Origin of the sequence: Cedecea neteri (assembly GCF_000758305.1) — a bacterium.
Classification (GTDB): domain Bacteria; phylum Pseudomonadota; class Gammaproteobacteria; order Enterobacterales; family Enterobacteriaceae; genus Cedecea; species Cedecea neteri_C.
Genome location: NZ_CP009458.1, coordinates 1,833,398 through 1,854,308 on the forward strand (window position 1 = coordinate 1,833,398; position 20,911 = coordinate 1,854,308).

Sequence of the window (20,911 nt, forward strand, 5' to 3'; positions counted from 1 at the left end):
ACCATGCCAAAACGTACAGATATAAAAAGCATCCTGATCCTCGGTGCGGGCCCGATTGTTATCGGCCAGGCCTGTGAGTTTGACTACTCTGGCGCGCAGGCTTGTAAAGCGCTGCGTGAAGAGGGTTACCGCGTTATTCTGGTGAACTCCAACCCGGCCACCATCATGACCGACCCGGAAATGGCGGATGCAACCTACATCGAGCCAATTCACTGGGAAGTGGTACGCAAAATCATCGAAAAAGAGCGCCCGGATGCGGTGCTGCCAACCATGGGCGGCCAGACCGCGCTGAACTGTGCGCTGGAGCTTGAGCGTCAGGGCGTACTGGAAGAGTTCGGCGTCACCATGATCGGCGCTACCGCGGATGCCATCGACAAGGCTGAAGACCGTCGTCGCTTCGACATTGCGATGAAAAAAATCGGCCTGGACACCGCTCGTTCCGGCATCGCGCACAATATGGAAGAAGCGCTGGCGGTTGCGGCAGACGTGGGTTATCCGTGCATCATTCGTCCATCCTTTACCATGGGCGGCACCGGCGGCGGCATCGCTTATAACCGCGAAGAGTTTGAAGAGATTTGCGAGCGCGGCCTGGATCTCTCCCCAACCAAAGAGCTGCTGATTGATGAGTCGCTGATTGGCTGGAAAGAGTACGAGATGGAAGTGGTGCGTGATAAGAACGACAACTGCATCATCGTCTGCTCTATCGAAAACTTCGACCCGATGGGGATTCATACCGGTGACTCCATCACCGTGGCGCCAGCGCAAACGCTGACCGATAAAGAATACCAAATCATGCGTAACGCCTCGATGGCGGTACTGCGTGAAATCGGCGTGGAAACCGGCGGCTCAAACGTTCAGTTCTCCGTGAACCCAAAAACGGGCCGCCTGATTATCATCGAGATGAACCCGCGTGTGTCCCGTTCCTCCGCACTGGCGTCTAAAGCTACGGGCTTCCCGATTGCTAAAGTTGCTGCGAAGCTGGCGGTCGGTTACACCCTTGATGAGCTGATGAACGACATCACCGGCGGCCGTACTCCTGCCTCCTTCGAACCGTCCATCGACTATGTTGTGACGAAAATTCCTCGCTTTAACTTTGAGAAATTTGCTGGCGCAAACGACCGTCTGACCACCCAGATGAAATCCGTGGGTGAAGTCATGGCTATCGGCCGTACTCAGCAGGAATCACTGCAGAAAGCACTGCGTGGCCTGGAAGTGGGCGCTACCGGCTTCGACCCGAAAGTTAGCCTGGATGACCCGGAAGCGCTGACCAAAATCCGCCGCGAGCTGAAAGACGCGGGCGCAGAGCGCATCTGGTATGTGGCTGATGCATTCCGCGCGGGCCTGTCCGTAGATGGCGTGTTCAATCTGACCAACATCGACCGCTGGTTCCTGGTGCAGATTGAAGAGCTGGTGCGTCTGGAAGAGCAGGTGGCTGAAGTGGGCATCACCGGCCTGAACCATGACTTCCTGCGTATGCTGAAGCGCAAAGGTTTTGCGGATGCGCGCCTGGCTAAACTGGCTGGCGTTCGTGAAGCTGAAATTCGCAAACTGCGCGAGCAATATAACCTGCACCCTGTCTACAAACGCGTAGACACCTGTGCGGCAGAATTCGCGACCGACACCGCGTATATGTACTCCACGTATGAAGAAGAGTGTGAAGCGAACCCGAACCATGACCGTGACAAAATCATGGTGCTGGGCGGCGGGCCAAACCGTATCGGCCAGGGCATTGAGTTCGACTATTGCTGCGTACACGCCTCGCTGGCGCTGCGTGAAGATGGTTACGAAACCATTATGGTTAACTGTAACCCGGAAACCGTGTCTACCGACTACGACACCTCCGACCGCCTCTACTTCGAGCCTGTCACCTTTGAAGACGTGCTGGAAATCGTCCGCGTTGAGAAACCAAAAGGTGTCATCGTACAGTACGGCGGCCAGACTCCGCTGAAACTGGCTCGTGCGCTGGAAGCGGCAGGTGTGCCGGTTATCGGTACCAGCCCGGATGCTATCGACCGTGCGGAAGACCGTGAGCGCTTCCAGCACGCCGTTGAGCGCCTGAAACTGAAGCAACCTGCTAACGCCACCGTAACGGCTATCGAGCAGGCGGTAGAGAAAGCAGTTCAGATTGGCTACCCGCTGGTGGTTCGCCCTTCCTATGTGCTGGGCGGCCGCGCGATGGAAATCGTCTACGACGAAGCAGACCTTCGCCGTTACTTCCAGACCGCGGTGAGCGTTTCCAACGATGCACCGGTGCTGCTTGACCGCTTCCTTGACGATGCGGTGGAAGTGGACGTGGATGCCATTTGCGACGGTGAAACCGTGCTGATTGGCGGCATCATGGAACACATCGAGCAGGCGGGCGTTCACTCCGGTGACTCCGCATGTTCTCTGCCGGCTTACACTCTGAGCCAGGAAATCCAGGATGTGATGCGCCAACAGGTGCAGAAACTGGCCTTCGAGCTGCAGGTGCGTGGCCTGATGAACGTGCAGTTTGCGGTGAAGGACAATGAAGTTTACCTGATTGAAGTGAACCCACGTGCCGCGCGTACCGTGCCGTTCGTTTCTAAAGCGACGGGCGTGCCGCTGGCGAAAGTTGCCGCTCGCGTCATGGCAGGCAAAACGCTGGTTGAGCAGGGCGTCACCAAAGAAATCATCCCGCCTTACTACTCGGTGAAAGAAGTGGTGCTGCCGTTCAATAAATTCCCAGGCGTTGACCCGCTGTTAGGGCCAGAAATGCGTTCTACCGGGGAAGTGATGGGCGTAGGCCGTACTTTTGCAGAAGCTTTCTCTAAAGCGATGCTGGGCAGCCAGTCCACCATGCGTAAGCCAGGCCGCGCGCTTCTCTCCGTGCGTGAAGGTGACAAAGAGCGCGTAGTTGACCTGGCCGCGAAGCTGCTGAAACAGGGCTTCGAGCTGGATGCGACCCATGGTACAGCGATTGTGCTGGGCGAAGCGGGTATTAACCCACGCCTGGTGAACAAGGTGCATGAAGGGCGTCCGCACATTCAGGACCGTATCAAGAATGGCGAATACACCTACATCATCAACACCACCGCAGGTCGCCAGGCGATTGAAGATTCCAAGCTGATTCGCCGCAGCGCGCTGCAGTACAAAGTGCATTATGACACCACGCTGAACGGCGGTTTCGCTACGGCGATGGCGCTGAATGCCGATGCTACCGAGAAGGTGATTTCGGTGCAGGAAATGCATGCCCAAATTAAGGGCTAATCTTTCACATCCTGAAAGAATGTTCCGAAAATAACGCCAACGGCCTCTGAAAAGAGGCCGTTTTATTTTATACCCAGCGAGATAGTCTACAGTTTACCTGCACACAACTGAAAATGACTAAACACGCTGGGAGAACACCATGCAGAAACGAACTTTACTTGCTTCCCTTTTCACTGCCGCAACGCTGCTGACCGTGGCGGGCTGCTCGTCCAATCAGGCGGTTAAAACCAACGATGGCAAAACTATCGTGACCGACGGTAAACCGCAGGTTGATAAAGACACGGGCCTGGTGTCGTACAAAAATGCCGAAACGGGTAAAACCGAGCAGATCAACCGTGACCAGGTGAAAGAGATGAGCGAGCTGGATAACTAGTTAAGAAATATCCAACAACACGCTCAGCAATATTGACTGTTAGCCTGTCGATTAACTGACTAAACTCACTGTCATTAAAGGCAGTAGTGAAGACAGGCTTAACAATGATTCTTATAATTTATGCGCATCCCTATCCCCAGCATTCCCATGCCAACCGGCAAATGCTTGAGCGAGCCAAAGCGCTTCCGGGGGTAGAGATTCGCTCCCTCTATGAGCTTTATCCCGACTTTAATATCGACATTGCCGCTGAGCAGCAGGCGTTAAGCCGCGCTGATTTGGTTATCTGGCAGCATCCCATGCAGTGGTACAGTATGCCGCCGTTGATGAAATTATGGATAGATAAAGTGCTCTCGCACGGCTGGGCATACGGCAAAGGCGGGAATGCCCTGCACGGTAAAGACGTTATGTGGGCCGTGACAACCGGCGGCAGCGAAAAACATTTCGAACTGGGCGATCACCCAGGATTTGACGTTCTCGCCCAGCCTCTGCAGGCCACGGCGCTCTACTGCGGAATGCAGTGGCTTCCTGCCTTCGCGATTCATTTCACCTTTGTTTGTGATGAATTTACGCTTGCCCGCCAGGCGGATGACTATAAGCAGCGTTTAATTGACTGGCAGGAGGCTCACCGTGGATAGCCATAGCTTAATTCAGGCATTGATTTATCTCGGTTCTGCCGCGCTTATCGTGCCTATTGCCGTGCGGCTCGGATTAGGTTCTGTGCTGGGTTACCTGATTGCCGGCTGTATTATTGGGCCGTGGGGGCTAGGGCTGGTGACCGATGCCGAAACTATTCTGCACTTTGCTGAAATTGGCGTGGTGCTGATGCTCTTCGTTATCGGGCTTGAGCTTGATCCTCAGCGGCTATGGACGCTTCGCGCTTCGGTATTTGGCGGCGGTTTTCTGCAAATGGCAGCTTGCGGGTTGGCACTCGGCGCGTTTTGTATCGTGATGGGACTTAACTGGAAGATCGCATTACTTATCGGCCTGACGCTGGCGCTCTCATCCACTGCGATTGCCATGCAGGCGATGAACGAACGTAACCTGACCGTCACCCCGATGGGGCGAGGCGCGTTTGCCGTGCTGCTGTTCCAGGATATCGCGGCGATCCCTCTGGTGGCGATGATCCCGCTGCTGGCGAGCAGCGGTGGCACCATGACCTTTGCGACGTTTTTAATTTCCGCGCTTAAGGTAGCGGCGGCGCTTGCTTTGGTTGTACTGCTTGGGCGCTATGTCACCCGGCCAGTGCTGCGGTTTGTGGCGCGTTCGGGGTTACGTGAAGTGTTCAGCGCCGTGGCCCTGTTCCTGGTGTTTGGCTTTGGCCTGCTGCTCGAAGAGGCCGGGTTGTCGATGGCAATGGGGGCGTTTCTTGCCGGGGTGCTGTTAGCCAGCTCCGAATATCGTCACGCGCTGGAAAGTGATATTGAGCCGTTCAAAGGCCTGCTGCTGGGGCTGTTCTTTATCGGGGTTGGGATGTCTATCGACTTCGGGACTTTGCTCGACAACCCGCTGCGCATTCTTGTCCTACTGGTCGGTTTCCTGGTCATTAAAACGCTAGTGCTCTGGCTGGTCGCTAAGCCTTTAAAAGTGCCTCGCAGGCAGCGCCGCTGGTTTGCCGTTTTGCTGGGGCAGGGAAGTGAGTTTGCCTTCGTTATCTTCGGGGCGGCGCATATGGCGCAGGTGCTGGACGACGGCTGGTCGAAGTCGCTGACGCTTGCCGTGGCGCTATCCATGGCAGCCACGCCTTTACTCCTTGTTCTGCTGAACAGGCTCGAGAAAACGGGCAGCGAGCAGGCAGGAGAGGCCGACGAGATTGATGAAGAGCAACCTCGGGTCATCATCGCGGGCTTTGGGCGCTTTGGGCAGATTGCCGGCCGTCTGTTGCTGAGCAGCGGAGTGAATGTGGTTATCCTGGATCACGACCCTGACCATATAGAGACGCTGCGAAAATTTGGCACCAAAGTCTTTTACGGAGATGCCACCCGCGTTGACCTGCTTGAGTCAGCCGGAGCCGCAGGAGCTGAAGTGCTGATTAACGCCATTGACGATCCTGAAGCTAGCATGCAACTCACTGAGCTGGCGAAAGAACATTTCCCGCATCTGCAAATCCTTGCCCGTGCGCGTGATATTAATCACTACATCCGCCTGCGCCAGGCGGGGGTAGAGATGCCGGAACGTGAAACGTTCGAGAGCTCACTGAAGATTGGCCGCCGCGCGCTGGAGGGATTGGGCGTGGGTAAATACGAAGCGCGTGAGCGAGCTGACCACTTCCGCCGCTTTAACCTGCAAATGCTTGAAGAAATGGTGCCGACGGACGACAAGACAGCCGAGCGTGCGGATGTCTTTAAGCGTAACAGCGCGATGCTGACAGAGGTTATTAACGAGGATCGTGCACACCTGCACGTTATCCAACGTGATGGCTGGCAGGGAACGAAAGAAGGGCTTCACAGTGGTAAGCTTTCCGACGAACCCCCGGTCAGGCCAGCAGAGTGAACTTGCTGAAAAATATTTACTTTTCCTTATAGTGAACGGGGGTTAACGCTAACCCCTTGTTCCATATCCTGCAGTTGAAAATCAGGGCGCGATGGCCGCAGCAGAATAAAAAAAATTCTCGTTACGCGCCTTGCCCCCTGTCGACGAAAGATTGCGCTTTCCGTATAGTGGCGGCAATTTTTTTCATCATCCTTAGGTTATTTAAATGATCAGTCTGATTGCTGCTTTAGCGGTGGATCGCGTTATCGGCATGGAAAACGCCATGCCATGGGATTTGCCTGCCGACCTTGCCTGGTTCAAGCGCAATACGCTTAATAAACCTGTCGTTATGGGGCGCCTGACGTGGGAGTCTATTGGTCGCCCGCTGCCGGGACGTAAAAACATCGTGATCAGCAGCCAGGCCGGAAATGACGATCGCGTTGAGTGGGTGAAATCGGTGGAAGAGGCTATCAAAGCCTGCGGTGATGCCGAAGAAATTATGGTGATTGGCGGGGGACGCGTATACGAGCAGTTCCTGCCCAAGGCACAGCGCCTGTACCTGACCCATATTGATGCGGAAGTGGAAGGGGACACGCATTTCCCGGATTACGATCCGGATGAGTGGCAGTCAACCTTCAGTGAATTCCACGATGCCGACGAGAATAACTCCCACGGTTATTGCTTCGAAATTCTGGAGCGTCGTTAAGTTTTACCCCTCTCTCGATAGAGAGAGGGGTAATCTCTAAGAGGCGGCAGCGGTTTGATCTTCGCCGCTATCCTGCTGACGATTTGAAGGCTGTACGAACCAGGTTTTATCTTCCCAACGCAGGCAGGTCAGTTCTCCTCCCCAGCAGCATCCCGTGTCCAGCGCATAGATCCCTTCCGGCGTACCTTTTCCTTCCAGCGATGCCCAGTGACCAAAAGCCACCGAATATTCGTCGGTAACGGGGCCCGGAATCGCAAACCAGGGTTTCAGCGGTGAAGGCGCTTTGTCCGGTGTGTCTTTGCAGTACATATCCAACTGGCCGTTAGGGAAGCAATAGCGCATGCGGGTGAGTGAGTTAGTGATGAAACGCAGGCGAGCCAGACCGGAGAGATCGCTGGACCAGTTGTTGGGCATGTCGCCATACATTGCATCCAGGAACAGCGGATAGCTGTCGCTGGATAGAACGGCTTCGACATCACGCGCGCAGGCCAGCGCGGTGTTGATATCCCACTGCGGCGTGATCCCCGCATGTGACATAACAAGTTTTTTCTCTTCATCCACCTGAATGAGCGGCTGACGACGAAGCCAGTTGAGAAGCTCGTCGGCGTCAGGCGCTTCCAGCAGCGGCGTAACGCGGTCTTTAGGCTTGTTTCGACTGATGCCCGCAAAGACGGCCAGCAGATGCAGGTCGTGGTTACCAAGCACCACTCTTACGCTGTCACCCAGACTGCGAACATAGCGCAGCACTTCCAGGGAAGCAGGCCCGCGAGCCACCAGATCCCCTGTCAGCCACAGCGTATCTTCTTCAGGGTTGAAATTAACCTGCTGCAGCAACGCGATCAGTTCATCGTAGCAGCCGTGAACATCGCCAATCAGATATGTAGACATGGTATCAGTGAATGAAAGTTGGAATGGCCAGACGGAAAACCGGGATTTCGACCCTGAAGGCCTCTCCCTGTGCATCGACCATTTCATAATGGCCCTGCATGGTGCCGAGCGGCGTTTCGATAACCGCTCCGCTTGTGTACTGGTAGTCGTTGCCAGGCTCAATGTGCGGCTGTTCGCCGACAACACCTTCGCCCTGAACCTCGGTTTCTCGGCCGTTACCGTTGGTGATTAGCCAGTAACGGCCAAGTAGCTGAACTGCGGTTCGCCCCAGATTGCGAATAGTGACTGTGTACGCAAAGACGAAACGTTCTTCATCCGGTGAGGATTGCGACTCAATATAAACGCTTTGCACCTGTACGCATACGCGGGGCGAATCAAGCATGGTTTAGCTCTCCGATGGCTGTTGTGGGTGTTCAGCCAGATAGTTTGCAAGCTTACAGTACTGCTCAACGGAAATGTTTTCCGCACGCAGTGTCGCATCGACGCCAAGCTCCGCCAGCACGTCGGCACTGAACAGATGGCCGAGGCTATTACGGATGGTTTTACGACGCTTGTTAAAGGCTTCCGTCGTGATACGGCTCAGCACGCGCAGATCTTTAACCGGGTGCGGTAACGTCGTGTGTGGCACCAGACGCACAACGGCAGAGTCCACTTTTGGCGCTGGCGTAAACGCCGTTGGCGGTACTTCCAGCACAGGGATAACGTTGCAGTAATACTGCGCCATCACCGACAGGCGGCCATACGCTTTGCTGTTTGGCCCGGCGACTAAGCGGTTAACCACCTCTTTTTGCAGCATGAAGTGCATGTCTGCAATGGCATCAGTATAGCTAAAGAGATGGAACATCAGCGGCGTAGAGATGTTATACGGCAGGTTACCGAAAACGCGCAACGGCTGGCCAATTTTCTGCGAAAGATCGCCGAAATCCATGGTCATGGCATCCTGCTGATAAATGGTCAGCTTAGGAGCCAGGAACGGATGCGTTTGCAAACGGGCAGCAAGATCGCGGTCCAGTTCGATAACGGTCAGTTTATCCATGCGTTCGCCCACAGGCTCGGTCAGTGCGCCGAGGCCTGGGCCAATTTCGACCATTGCCTGGCCTGGCTGTGGGTTAATTGCGGAGACAATACTGTCGATAACGAACTGGTCATTAAGGAAGTTTTGTCCAAAACGTTTGCGGGCAAGGTGGCCCTGGTGGACTCGAGTATTCATTGACTATTTACAATCATTTTAATGGCGAGATTAAGCGCCGTAATAAAACTGCCGACATCGGCTTTTCCCTGGCCTGCCAGCTCAAGAGCGGTGCCGTGGTCAACCGAGGTACGGATAAAAGGTAATCCCAGCGTGATATTTACCGCGCGGCCGAAGCCCTGGTATTTCAACACGGGCAGACCCTGATCGTGATACATCGCCAGTACGGCGTCGGCACTATCGAGGTATTTAGGCTGGAATAGCGTATCTGCCGGTAATGGGCCAGAAAGGTGCATCCCCAGAGCGCGCATCTCATTTAACACCGGGATGATGGTGTCTATCTCTTCGGTGCCCATATGGCCACCTTCCCCGGCGTGCGGATTGAGACCGCAAACCAGCACATGCGGCTGCGGGATACCAAATTTGGTTTGCAGGTCATGATACAGGATGGTGACAATCTGGCGTAGTAAATCCGGCGTAATGGCGTCAGAAATTGCTTTTAGCGGCAGATGCGTTGTGGCAAGCGCAACTCGCAGCTCTTCCGTGGCCAGCATCATCACCACTTTTTCGCTGTGCGAACGCTCTTCGAAGAACTCGGTGTGACCAATAAACGGAATACCGGCATCGTTGATAATGCCTTTGTGTACTGGCCCGGTAATCAGCGCGGCAAACTCTCCGCTCAGGCAGCCATCGCATGCCCGGGCGAGCGTCTCGACGACGTAAGCACTGTTACGTACATCCAGTTGCCCTGGAACGACCGGCGCACGTAGCTCAACGGGCAGCACGGTCAACGTACCTGCAGCCTGCGGTTTTGCCGGTTGATTTGCTTCGAAAGGCTGGAGCGTCAGGGGGAGGCCGAGCAGAGAGGCTCTGGCGAGTAGCAATTCTGGAGAAGCGCAGACGACCAGTTCAACGGGCCAGTCGCGTTGCGCTAACGCGACGACCAGGTCGGGACCAATCCCGGCGGGTTCGCCGGGAGTGATGGTCACACGAAAGATGTTAGCCATTGCTGCCTATGATTTTCACGTAAGCGCTGGCGCGCTGTTCCTGCATCCAGGTTTGCGCTTCTTCTGAGAACTTGCGGTTGAACAGCATGCGGTAGGCACGATCTTTTTGCGCCGCATCAGTTCTGTCGACTTTACGAGTATCAAGTAGTTCGATCAGATGCCAGCCGAAGGAAGAGTGCACCGGGGCGCTCATCTGGCCTTTGTTCAGCTTCTGCAGTGCGTCGCGGAAAGCTGGATCATAAATATCCGTTGCCGCCCAGCCCAGATCGCCACCCTGGTTTGCTGAACCAGGATCGTCAGAGAACGATTTCGCGGCAGCAGCAAAGGTGGTTTTCCCGCTCTTAATGTCAGCGGCAATTTGCTCCAGCTTCTGGCGAGCCTGGGTATCGTTCATAATAGGCGACGTTTTCAGCAGGATGTGACGGGCGTGAACCTCAGTCACAGAAATATTCTGGTTCTGGCCGCGCATATCGTTAACTTTCAGGATGTGGAAGCCAACGCCTGAACGGATAGGCCCGATAATGTCGCCTTTCTTCGCCGTGCTCAATGCCTGGGCAAAAATAGAAGGCAGTTCCTGGATCCGACCCCAGCCCATTTGGCCGCCTTTCAGCGCCTGCTGGTCGGCAGAATAGCTAATAGCAAGCTTGCCGAAGTCTGCCCCGTTACGCGCCTGATCGACAACGTTACGCGCCTGTTTTTCTGCGTCATCAACCTGAGCCGAGCTTGGGTTTTCGGGCAGCGCAATCAGGATGTGGCTCAGGTTCAGTTCCGTACTGCTGTCGTTCTGGTTGCCAACCTGTTGTGCCAGGGCATCAACTTCCTGCGGCAGGATTGAGACGCGACGACGAACTTCATTGTTACGCACTTCCGAAATCGTCATCTCTTTACGGATCTGACTGCGGTAGGTGTTGTAGTTCACGCCATCATAGGCCAGACGGCTGCGCATCTGATCCATGGTCATGTTGTTCTGTTTGGCGATGTTGGCGATGGCCTGATCGAGCTCATCGTCGGTGATCTTCACACCCATCTTCTGGCCCATCTGCAGGATGATTTGATCCATGATCAGACGTTCAATGATTTGATGGCGAAGCGTCGCGTCGTCGGGAAGCTGTTGCCCCGCGTCGCGTGAGTTCATTTTGACGGACTGCATTAAGCCGTCAACATCGCTTTCGAGGACTACGCCGTTATTGACTACGGCAGCTACTTTGTCGACAACCTGCGGGGCTGCAAAAGTTGTGTTTGCCACAAGTGCGACACCAAGAAGCAGCGTTCTCCAGTTCTTCATACTTTTTCCATTTTACTTAGCCGCAAAGCGGATTATTTAGAGAATTCGTCAAAGTGAATTACATCGAGCTTTGGTACGGCAGAATGTTAGAACGCAGCATCTGCGGAATACCCAGGCCATAGTTGGAACTCAGACCGCGTAACTCAATGTTAAAGCCGATTACGTTATCGTATTTGCTTTGGTTATTTTCCCAGCCGTTGATTTTACGTTCGACGCCCACGCGAATGGCATAACAGCAAGAGCTGTACTGCACGGCGAACATAGAGTCAGCGGACTGTCGGGCATTGGTATCGTAGTAGTAGGCCCCGACAACTGACCAGCGATCCACGATTGGCCAGCTGGCGACCATACCGACCTGCGAAATCCCTTCTTTATACTGTTCGTAAGTCGAGTATGCCGGCAATGTTGCCTGAATATACTCCGGACTCGCATAACGATAGGTCAACTGCGCAATACGATCGGCGTCACGGCGGTATTCAATGGCGCCGTTACCGTTGGCCACGCTGCCCAGACGAGCATCATACTGAACGCCGCCACGCAGGCCCCAACGATCGGTCATACGCCAGTAAGTATCGCCGGCCCAAAGCATAGAGCCCGTTTTCTTATCTTTCTCCCAGTTGATGTTGTCATCTCCGGTACGGGACTGGGTGAAATAGTAGATTTGACCCGCGGATATGTTGAAACGTTCAACCGAAGCGTCATCATAAACGCGAGAAGTTACGCCCGTCGTTACCTGATTGGCCGAAGCAATACGGTCCAGACCACCGTAGGTACGATCGCGGAACAGCCCGCTGTAGTCAGACTGCAGCAGCGATGAGTCGTAGTTGTTGATAGCACTTTGGTTGCGATACGGCACGTACAGGTACTGAGCGCGCGGCTCCAGGGTCTGCGTCCAGCCGGCAACGGAGTCCATATCACGATCGAAGATCAGCTTACCATCCACTTTAAACTGAGGCAGCGTGCGGTTGACCGTGCTTTCTAAGGTGCTGGCGCTATTGATATTTTGTTTGTATTTATCAATGTTGTCCTGCTGATAATGGGTCATCATCAGCTTGGTTTCGGTATTCAGACTCGCCCAGCCGTTAGACAGCGGTAAGTTGATGACCGGCTCAAGGTGCAGACGCGTGGCGTCCGGGTAGTTAGAGTTCACGTTGGTGAACTTCACTGCCTGGCCATAAATACGCGTATCGAACGGACCCACGTCGTTCTGGTAGAAGTTGACGTCCAGCTGTGGCTCAGCGCGGTAGGAGCTTGTGCTGGCACCTAACTGGTTAGCAAACACCTGGAACTGTTTAGCCGACAAGGTAACGTCGAAGTTTTCAATCGCGTAGCCGACGCTGAATTTTTGCGTGGCATAGCCGTCAGTACTGCTACCGTACTGAGAGCTAAAGTCGTTGAAGTAGCGCGAGTCGCTGACCTTGGTGTAGTCGACGTTGAAGCGCCACACCTGATCCATGACTCCGCTGTGATTCCAGTAGAACAACCAGCGTCGGTCTTTTTCACCCTGCGGCACACCTGGTTCGTTCTTGTATTCGTCGTCCGATGGCAGATAGTCAAACTCCATCAGGCCCGCACCGGCCTGGGTCAGGTAACGGAATTCGTTCTGCCACTGGATACCGCCCCGCTTATCAATGTAATGAGGCGTGATAGTGGCATCGAAGTTTGGCGCAATGTTCCAGTAATACGGTAGCGTGAACTCAATGCCGTTGTTGGTGCTGTATTTAGCGCTAGGGATCAGGAAGCCCGAACGGCGTTTATCGCCAATAGGAAGTTGCAGATATGGACTGTAGAAGACCGGTACCGGGCCCAGCTTAAAGCGGGCATTCCAAATCTCCGCCACTTCTTCCTGTCTGTCCTGAATCACCTCAGTGCCGACCACGCTCCAGGTATTGGAACCCGGCAGGCAGGAGGTGAACGTCCCGTTTTCAAGAATCGTGTAGCGGTTGTCGCCGCGCTGTTTCATGAGGTCTGCGGTGCCGCGACCCTGGCGGCCAACCATCTGGTAATCACCGCTCCAGACGTTAGTATCTTTGGTGTTTAAATTTGACCATGCTTTCGGACCTTTCAGGATGACCTGATTGTCGTCGTAATGCACATTACCTAAGGCATCCACCGTGCGAACGGGATCCGCTTGACCGTCGACCTGCTTCTGGTGAAGCTGAACTTCGTCTGACTGCAGGCGGCTGTTGCCCTGCTGAACGTCAACATTCCCGGTAAACACGGCATTGTCCGGGTAATCACCTTTGGCGTGATCGGCCTGGATTGTCACCGGCAGGCTATTACCGTCGTCCTTAACCAATGGACGATTATAGCTTGGGATACCCAGCATACACTGCGAGGCAAGGTCGGCAGCCATACCTTGTTGGCTATAAAGGGCTGAACCAATCAGGGTGGCCAGCAAGGTGGGAATACGTTTTTTCATACGTGTTATTTGTTGTTCCGTCATCAGGGTATAGCGAAGGCAAACGGTCAGAGACTAACTTACTCATCACCACAGCGCTAGTGTTAATCCAGCCCATTAGCAGTATGCCGTTAGGCAGCGCTATCAATGGCGGGTATGATAAAGCAAATTCTAGACGACAGCATGACGATTTGGGGAGTATATGCAGTATTGGGGAAAAGTACTCGGTGTTGCTTTGGGTTTAATCTCGGGCGGCGGCTTTTGGGGCGTGGTGATAGGTTTTCTTATCGGCCATATGTTTGATAAGGCGCGTAGCCGTCGCGGGGCCTGGTTTGCTAACCAACAGCAGCGTCAGGCGATCTTTTTTTCTACCACTTTTGAAGTGATGGGGCACCTCACCAAATCGAAAGGCCGGGTAACGGAAGCCGATATTCAAATTGCTTCTTTACTGATGGACCGAATGCAGCTTCATGGTGAGGCTCGAGCAGCAGCTCAGCGCGCATTTCGGGCGGGTAAAGAAAATAATTATCCGCTCAGAGAGAAAATGGGACAGATGCGCAGCGTCTGTTTTGGTCGCTCTGACTTAATTCGGATGTTTCTGGAAATCCAAATTCAGGCCGCGTTTGCGGATGGCTCGTTGCACCCAAATGAGCGCCAGGTGCTGTATGTGATTGCCGAAGAACTGGGGATCTCTCGTGCTCAGTTCGACCAGTTCTTGCGCATGATGGAAGGCGGCCAGCAGTTCGGTGGTGGCCAGTACCAATACCAGCAATCACAAGGCGGCTTCGCGCAGCAGCAAAGGGGCCCGACGCTGGAGGATGCCTGCAAGGTGCTTGGGGTAAAAAGCAGCGATGAGCCAACGGTTATCAAGCGTGCGTACCGTAAGCTAATGAGTGAGCACCACCCGGACAAGCTGGTGGCAAAAGGTCTGCCGCCGGAAATGATGCAGATGGCGAAGCAAAAGGCTCAGGAGATTCAGGGTGCTTACGACCTGATTAAAACGGCAAAAGGGTTTAAATAGAAAAAAGCCTCTCAAATGAGAGGCTTTTCTTTAGAAGTCTGCCGGCGCTCTAAACGTCATTGGCGTACCGTAGCTCGGGTGCGTAATGGTGAGCATCTCAGCATGGAGCTGAAGACGCGGCGCCATGGCAAGCGCTTCTGGCGTCGCGTAGAAGCGGTCCCCGAGAATCGGGTGCCCCAGCGCCTGCATATGCACGCGAAGCTGATGTGAACGCCCGGTAATCGGCATGAGCTGTATACGAGCGGTATTATCCGCCGCGTATTCCAGCACCTGATATCCAGTCTGCGCAGACTTCCCTGTCTCGTAGCACACCTTTTGCTTTGGTCTGTTAGGCCAGTCGCAAATCAGCGGCAGATCCACCAAACCTTCTTCCAGTTGCGGATGGCCCCAAACGCGAGCCACGTACTGCTTTTTAGGCTCGCGTTCACGGAACTGGCGCTTCAGCTCTCGCTCTGCCGCTTTGGTCAGCGCCACCACAATCACGCCACTGGTCGCCATATCAAGCCGATGGACCGACTCCGCCAGCGGGAAGTCGCGCTGAATGCGCGTCATCACGCTGTCTTTGTGCTCATCAAGACGCCCCGGGACGGACAGCAGACCGCTGGGCTTGTTAACCACCATGATGTGCTCATCCTGGTAAAGGATAACCAGCCAGGGATCAAGAGGCGGATTGTAGGGTTCCATCAGCATTTACTCTGCATCCTTCAAGCTGCAGCCGCGTTGGCTGCTCTCACTTATCCCAGTCACTTACTTTAGTAAGCTCCTGGGATTCTCTCTTTTGCCGCCTTGCTGCAACTCGAATGATTTGAGTAAAGCGACGCATATTTACTGGTGCGTCACAACAATCAAACGCAGGGCATCAAGACGCCAGTTAGCCTGGCTCAGCGCTTCCATCACCTGCTGGCGATTGGTTTCAATAGCCGCAAGTTCGTCGTCACGAATGTTTGGGTTAACGGCTTTCAACGCTTCCAGACGGGACAGCTCAGCGCTCAGCTTCTCATCGGCTTCTTCACGAGCTGCGTCGATCAGCGCCTGTGCCGCATCGGCAACTTTCTCTTCCGCCACCTGCAGAATAGCGTGCACGTCGGACTGCACCGCATTCACCAGTTTGCTGCCGGTATGACGGTTAACCGCGCTGAGCTGGCGGTTAAAGCTTTCAAACTCCACCTGCGCCGCGAGGTTGGTGCCGTTTTTATCCACCAGCATGCGCACCGGCGTCGGCGGCAGGAAGCGGTTGAGCTGTAGCTGTTTAGGCGCTTTGGCCTCAACAACGTAAATCAGCTCCAGCAGCAGCGTACCCACCGGCAGCGCTTTGTTTTTCAGCAGAGACAGGGCACAGCTACCGGTATCGCCTGACAGGATCAAATCCAGGCCATTGCGGATGATCGGGTGTTCCCAGGTCACAAACTGCGCGTCTTCGCGGGATAAGGCTACGTCACGCTCGAAGGTGATTGTGCAGCCGTCTTCCGGCAGGCCCGGGAAGTCCGGGACCAGCATATGGTCGGACGGCGTAATCACGACCATGTTGTCGCCGCGATCGTCCTGGTTAATGCCGACGATATCAAACAGGTTCATCGCAAAGCTAACGAGGTTAGTGTCGTTATCTTGCTCGGAAATGGCTTCTGCCAGCGCCTGCGCTTTTTCACCGCCGTTGGAGTGAATTTCCAGCAGACGGTCGCGGCCCTGCTCAAGCTGCTGTTTAAGGGCATCGTGCTGCTCGCGGCACTGCTTGATCAGCGCGTCAAAGCCTTCGGTATTTTCCGGGGCCGCGAGATATTCGATCAGCTGCGGATAGACGCTGTCATAGATGGTGCGGCCGGTCGGGCAGGTATGCTCGAAGGCATCCAGACCGGCATGGTACCAGTCCACCAGGACCGACTGAGCGGTTTTTTCCAGGTACGGAACGTGGATCTGGATGTCGTGTGCCTGGCCAATACGGTCGAGACGACCAATACGCTGTTCCAGCAGGTCCGGGTTAAACGGCAGGTCAAACATGACCAGCTGGCTGGCGAACTGGAAGTTACGGCCTTCTGAGCCAATTTCGGAGCAGAGCAGAACCTGTGCACCGGTATCTTCTTCCGCAAACCAGGCTGCAGCGCGGTCGCGTTCGATGATGGACATGCCTTCATGGAAGACGGCGGCGCGGATGCCTTCGCGCTCGCGCAGAACTTGCTCCAGCTGAAGCGCCGTTGCGGCTTTGGCGCAGATCACCAGCACTTTCTGCGAACGGTGACTGGTCAGGTAACCCATCAGCCATTCAACGCGCGGGTCGAAGTTCCACCAGGTGCCGGTGTCGCCTTCGAATTCCTGATAAATCTGCTCCGGGTACAGCATGTCGCGGGCGCGATCTTCCACGGACTTACGCGCGGCCATAATACCGGAGACTTTAATCGCCGTTTGGTACTGGGTTGGCAGCGGTAGACGAATGGTGTGCAGTTCGCGTTTCGGGAAACCCTTCACGCCGTTACGGGTGTTACGGAACAGCACGCGGCTTGTGCCGTGCCTGTCCATCAGCATGGAGACCAGCTCCTGGCGTGCGGCTTCACTGCCTTCGCGATCGCTGTTGGCGGTTTGCAGCAGCGGCTCGATATCCTGCTCGCCGATCAGCTCACCCATGGTATTCAGTTGCTCATCGGTCAGATGGTCACCCGCCAGCAGCAAAGCAACGGCGTCTGCGACCGGGCGATAATTCTGCTGCTCGTCGACGAACATAGCGAAATCATGGAAGCGATTTGGATCCAGCAGGCGTAAGCGCGCGAAGTGGCTTTCCATGCCCAGCTGTTCAGGCGTGGCGGTCAGCAACAGAACGCCGGGTACATGCTCGGCCAGTTGTTCAATCGCCTGATATTCACGGCTAGGCGCGTCTTCGCTCCACACCAGGTGGTGGGCCTCATCGACAACCAGCAGATCCCACTCCGCTTCGCAGAGGTTTTCCAGGCGCTGTTTATTGCGGCGCACGAAGTCCAGCGAACAAATGACCAATTGTTCGGTGTCAAACGGGTTACTGCTGTCGTGCTGGGCTTCCGCGTAACGTTCATCGTCAAACAGCGCGAAGCGCAGGTTAAAGCGACGCAGCATTTCGACCAGCCACTGATGCTGCAGGGTTTCCGGCACCACAATCAGAACGCGTTCGGCACTGCCGGCCAGCAGTTGCTGGTGGATGATCATCCCGGCTTCAATGGTTTTACCCAGGCCAACTTCATCCGCGAGCAATACGCGCGGCGCATGGCGGCGGCCAACGTCATGAGCGATGTTTAGCTGGTGAGGGATCAGGCTGGTGCGCATCCCGCGAAGGCCGCTCCAAATCTGGCGCGACTGTTCACTCTGGTATTTGCGGGCGCGGAAACGCAGCGCAAAACGGTCCATACGGTCGATTTGCCCGGCAAACAGACGATCCTGCGGCTTGCTGAAGACCAGTTTGCTGTCGAGGAACACTTCGCGCAGCAGAACCTCTTGTTCTTCGGTATCGAGACGGGTGCCGAAGTAGGCGAGTAACCCCTTTTCTTCCTTAACTTCATCAACTTTCAGCTGCCAGCCTTCATGGCTGGTAATCACATCGCCTGGGTTAAACATCACGCGGGTGATCGGGGAGTCATTTCTGGCGTACAGACGATTTTCACCCGTTGCCGGGAAGAGCAGGGTAACCATACGCGCATCCAGCGCCACCACGGTTCCCAGTCCCAGTTCGCTTTCGGTATCGCTGATCCAACGTTGACCAAGTGTAAAAGGCATAAGTTTTCGGCTCTATTTCAGTGACTTAAATTTGCAGGCAATAGCATGGCAACCGCGCACAGGCGGCGCAGTTGTTTAAAATTGGGTCTAAGGATTCGAAGAAAGGGCGCTATGGTACTGGATGGCAACGGATTCGTCACGTACTCGTCATGCTTCAAATTACGGCGGCGCTGGCTGCGCGCTCTTAGCGCCTTGCCGTAAGCTGAGTTATGTCGAGTATTTTTAAAATAGCCCCATCTGCCCCGTCATCAGTGTAGCAAAGTCGTCCTCAAGGAAGGGCAAAATCCCCTCGGCGACGGGCTGCAGCTGGCGAGTCAGGTAGTGGTCATAATCCAGCGGAGACTGCTGATAATCAACCGGTTCCGGGCCGCTCAGGGTCATGACATATTTTATCGTACCGCGGTTCTGGTACTGTGCAGGCCTGCCCAGACGCTGGTTATGCTCATCGGCAAGCCTTGCCGCGCGAACGTGCGGCGGCACGTTTTTCTGGTACTCGCTTAACGGGCGACGCAGGCGCTTGCGATAGATGAGCTGTGAATCCAGCTCACCCGCCATCAGACTGGCAATGGTTTCGCGGATGTAGTCCTGATAGGGCTCGCCGCGGAAAATTCGCAAATAGAGCGTCTGCTGGAACTGCTGGGCGAGGGGCGTCCAGTCGGTGCGCACCGTTTCAAGCCCTTTAAAGACCATACGCTGTTCGTCGCCTTCCTGAATAAGCCCTGCGTAGCGCTTTTTGCTGCCCTGGTCCGTTCCCCGGATAGTCGGCATCAGAAAACGGCAGAAGTGCGTTTCGTACTCCAGCTCCAGGGCACAGTCGAGATTCAGCGTGGTTTTCAGATGCTGTTGCCACCAGGTGTTGACGTACTCAACCAGCTTCCTGCCAATTTGCGCGGCGTCTTCTTCGCTATGGGCTTTTTTCAGCCAGACAAAGGTTGAATCCGTATCGCCGTATATAACGTCATAGCCCTGGGATTCAATCAGGGCCTTTGTCTGGCGCATGATCTCATGACCGCGCATGGTGATCGACGAAGCCAGGCGTGGATCGAAAAAGCGACAGGCGCTGGTGCCCAGCACGCCGTAAAAGGCATTCATGATGATTTTGAGCGCCTGAGAGAGCGGTTTGTTACCGTGGCGCTTTGCCTCGTCCCGGCCATGCCAGATCTGGCTCACGATCTCCGGCAGGCAGTGTTTGTCGCGGGAGAACCAGCCGCCAATAAACCCTTCAACGGAGTGCGTCACATCGGGCTGGGCTGTACCTTCGACGAGCCCGACCGGATCGATTAAGAAAGTGCGGATAATCGACGGGTACAGGCTTTTATAATCGAGCACCAGCACTGAATCATACAGCCCTGGGCGCGAATCCATCACATAGCCGCCGGGGCTTGCCTGCGGCGGAACCTCGCCCAGATTGGGGGCGACATAGCCTGCACGGTGCATACGCGGGAAATAAAGGTGGCTGAATGCCGCAACCGAGCCGCCGTGTTTATCCAGCGGGAGCCCGTTGACCGTCGCCCGCTCCAGCAGGAAAGGCATTAGCTCTGTTTTGTGGAAAATACGCGTGACCAGTTCGCAGTCTTTGAGGTTATAGGTCGCCAGCGCGGGTTTGTCTTCGGCAAAGCGGCGGTCGATCTCATCCATACGATCCCAGGGATTATCAATCGACTTCCCTTCACCGAGAAGTTCGCGGGACACTGTTTCCAGCGAAAACGAAGAGAAATTCCAGAACGCCGATTTTAGCGCTTCAATGCCGTCGATAATCACCCGGCCCGCAAGTTGGGCAAAGAAAACGCCCTGCTTAAAGCCGTGCTCACGCCATTCTAGCGGGCTGTTGCCTCGTCCTAAACGAAGCGGAACCTGGTAGCGTTCGGCCATTTTTTGCAGCACGCGCAGGTCAAACTGCACGACGTTCCAGCCGATCAACACATCGGGATCGTGCTCGGCAAACCAGCTATTCAGCTTCTCCAGCAGCAAAGGACGGCTGGCGACATATTCCAGCGTAAAATCCAGGCCCGCAGCATCGCCGTTTTCAGGCCCGAGCATATAGACGTGGCGCTGCCCGCAGCCTTCGAGGCCGATGCAGTACAGCTCGCCGTGTCGATTCGTTTCGATATCCAGCGAGACCCATTTCAACGGCGGGCGGTATTCCGGGGCGGGTTTCAGGCGGGTATCCAGCAGCACATCGCCCTGAGGATGACCGCTAAACCAGACCGGCGCGGTAATAAAGCGTTCCATCAGGAAGCGCTCCGGCGGGCGAATATCCGCCTCATAGACCGTCACGCCGCCGTCGCGCAGCAGTTTCTCCAGCCGCATTAACTGGCGGTGCTGCTGGCAATACAGGCCCGCCACCGGCTGGCGATGGAAGTCTTTGAGTTCAAGCGGCGTAAGGCGGAACTGGTTTTCACCGACTAGCAGACGCTGCGCCTGGGCTAGCTGGGACTGGGGAATAAAAGCGACGGATTCCTGCGGCGGCAGGCGCACCTTAAGCGGGCCATCCTCCGTGGCCAGCCAGAAGTCGACTTCGGTACCGCGCGGGGTGTCTCGCCAGTGCCTGGTCAGCAGAAACCCCTGACGAGCTTGAGACACGCTGCATTCTCTCTCAGGAAAAGTGTTTA

Annotated in this window: 15 protein-coding genes; 6 read left to right on the forward strand and 9 right to left on the reverse strand. The window is 55.2% G+C overall.

What is annotated here, in order from left to right; translation table 11 throughout:
- Nucleotides 1-3 precede the first annotated feature (3 nt).
- The 5 genes from carB (at nt 4) to folA (ending at nt 6,776) form a co-directional block, all read left to right on the forward strand.
- Nucleotides 4-3,228, forward strand: a complete 3,225-nt coding sequence (gene carB / locus LH23_RS08620; RefSeq protein ID WP_008461705.1) for a carbamoyl-phosphate synthase large subunit — start codon at nt 4-6, stop codon at nt 3,226-3,228.
- Between the two features lie 139 nt (nt 3,229-3,367).
- A complete protein-coding gene (locus LH23_RS08625; RefSeq protein ID WP_039290203.1) occupies nt 3,368-3,601 on the forward strand; it encodes a YgdI/YgdR family lipoprotein in 234 nt (77 codons plus the stop codon).
- A gap of 104 nt (nt 3,602-3,705) precedes the next feature.
- Nucleotides 3,706-4,236 carry a glutathione-regulated potassium-efflux system oxidoreductase KefF gene (kefF, locus tag LH23_RS08630; protein ID WP_039290206.1) on the forward strand — a complete coding sequence of 177 codons (531 nt, stop codon included), beginning with the start codon at nt 3,706-3,708 and terminating at the stop codon, nt 4,234-4,236.
- On the forward strand, nt 4,229-6,091 hold the full coding sequence (kefC, locus tag LH23_RS08635) for a glutathione-regulated potassium-efflux system protein KefC (RefSeq protein ID WP_039290210.1): 1,863 nt from the start codon (nt 4,229-4,231) through the stop codon (nt 6,089-6,091). The genes kefF and kefC overlap by 8 nt, the downstream gene beginning before the upstream one ends.
- A gap of 205 nt (nt 6,092-6,296) precedes the next feature.
- Complete coding sequence (gene folA / locus LH23_RS08640) at nt 6,297-6,776, forward strand: type 3 dihydrofolate reductase (protein WP_008461713.1); 480 nt, start codon at nt 6,297-6,299, stop codon at nt 6,774-6,776.
- 36 nt (nt 6,777-6,812) lie between these two features.
- Here the strand turns inward: folA and apaH are convergent, their stop codons facing one another.
- Genes apaH through lptD form a run of 6 tightly spaced genes read right to left on the reverse strand, consistent with a single transcriptional unit; the run spans nt 6,813 to nt 13,567 of the window.
- Nucleotides 6,813-7,664, reverse strand: a complete 852-nt coding sequence (gene apaH / locus LH23_RS08645) for a bis(5'-nucleosyl)-tetraphosphatase (symmetrical) ApaH (RefSeq protein ID WP_039290213.1) — start codon at nt 7,662-7,664, stop codon at nt 6,813-6,815.
- A 4-nt stretch (nt 7,665-7,668) separates the two neighbouring features.
- A complete protein-coding gene (apaG, locus tag LH23_RS08650; protein WP_039290216.1) occupies nt 7,669-8,046 on the reverse strand; it encodes a Co2+/Mg2+ efflux protein ApaG in 378 nt (125 codons plus the stop codon).
- A gap of 3 nt (nt 8,047-8,049) precedes the next feature.
- Nucleotides 8,050-8,874, reverse strand: a complete 825-nt coding sequence (rsmA, locus tag LH23_RS08655) for a 16S rRNA (adenine(1518)-N(6)/adenine(1519)-N(6))-dimethyltransferase RsmA (RefSeq protein WP_039290219.1) — start codon at nt 8,872-8,874, stop codon at nt 8,050-8,052.
- On the reverse strand, nt 8,871-9,860 hold the full coding sequence (gene pdxA / locus LH23_RS08660) for a 4-hydroxythreonine-4-phosphate dehydrogenase PdxA (RefSeq protein ID WP_039290222.1): 990 nt from the start codon (nt 9,858-9,860) through the stop codon (nt 8,871-8,873). The genes rsmA and pdxA overlap by 4 nt, the downstream gene beginning before the upstream one ends.
- Nucleotides 9,853-11,145 carry a peptidylprolyl isomerase SurA gene (surA, locus tag LH23_RS08665; RefSeq protein WP_008461725.1) on the reverse strand — a complete coding sequence of 431 codons (1,293 nt, stop codon included), beginning with the start codon at nt 11,143-11,145 and terminating at the stop codon, nt 9,853-9,855. Before surA ends, pdxA begins: the two co-directional genes overlap by 8 nt.
- A 58-nt stretch (nt 11,146-11,203) precedes the next feature.
- Nucleotides 11,204-13,567, reverse strand: coding sequence for an LPS assembly protein LptD (gene lptD / locus LH23_RS08670; protein ID WP_039290226.1), 2,364 nt, complete (start codon nt 13,565-13,567; stop codon nt 11,204-11,206).
- Between the two features lie 181 nt (nt 13,568-13,748).
- Here lptD and djlA point away from each other — a divergent pair, with 181 nt between their 5' ends.
- Complete coding sequence (gene djlA, locus LH23_RS08675) at nt 13,749-14,567, forward strand: co-chaperone DjlA (RefSeq protein ID WP_008461730.1); 819 nt, start codon at nt 13,749-13,751, stop codon at nt 14,565-14,567.
- Between the two features lie 30 nt (nt 14,568-14,597).
- Here the strand turns inward: djlA and rluA are convergent, their stop codons facing one another.
- From rluA to polB, 3 genes are all read right to left on the reverse strand, one after another.
- A complete protein-coding gene (gene rluA, locus LH23_RS08680) occupies nt 14,598-15,257 on the reverse strand; it encodes a bifunctional tRNA pseudouridine(32) synthase/23S rRNA pseudouridine(746) synthase RluA (protein WP_039290229.1) in 660 nt (219 codons plus the stop codon).
- 135 nt (nt 15,258-15,392) lie between these two features.
- Nucleotides 15,393-18,299, reverse strand: coding sequence for an RNA polymerase-associated protein RapA (rapA, locus tag LH23_RS08685; RefSeq protein WP_039290232.1), 2,907 nt, complete (start codon nt 18,297-18,299; stop codon nt 15,393-15,395).
- A gap of 222 nt (nt 18,300-18,521) precedes the next feature.
- A complete protein-coding gene (gene polB, locus LH23_RS08690; RefSeq protein WP_039290235.1) occupies nt 18,522-20,882 on the reverse strand; it encodes a DNA polymerase II in 2,361 nt (786 codons plus the stop codon).
- Nucleotides 20,883-20,911 lie beyond the last annotated feature (29 nt).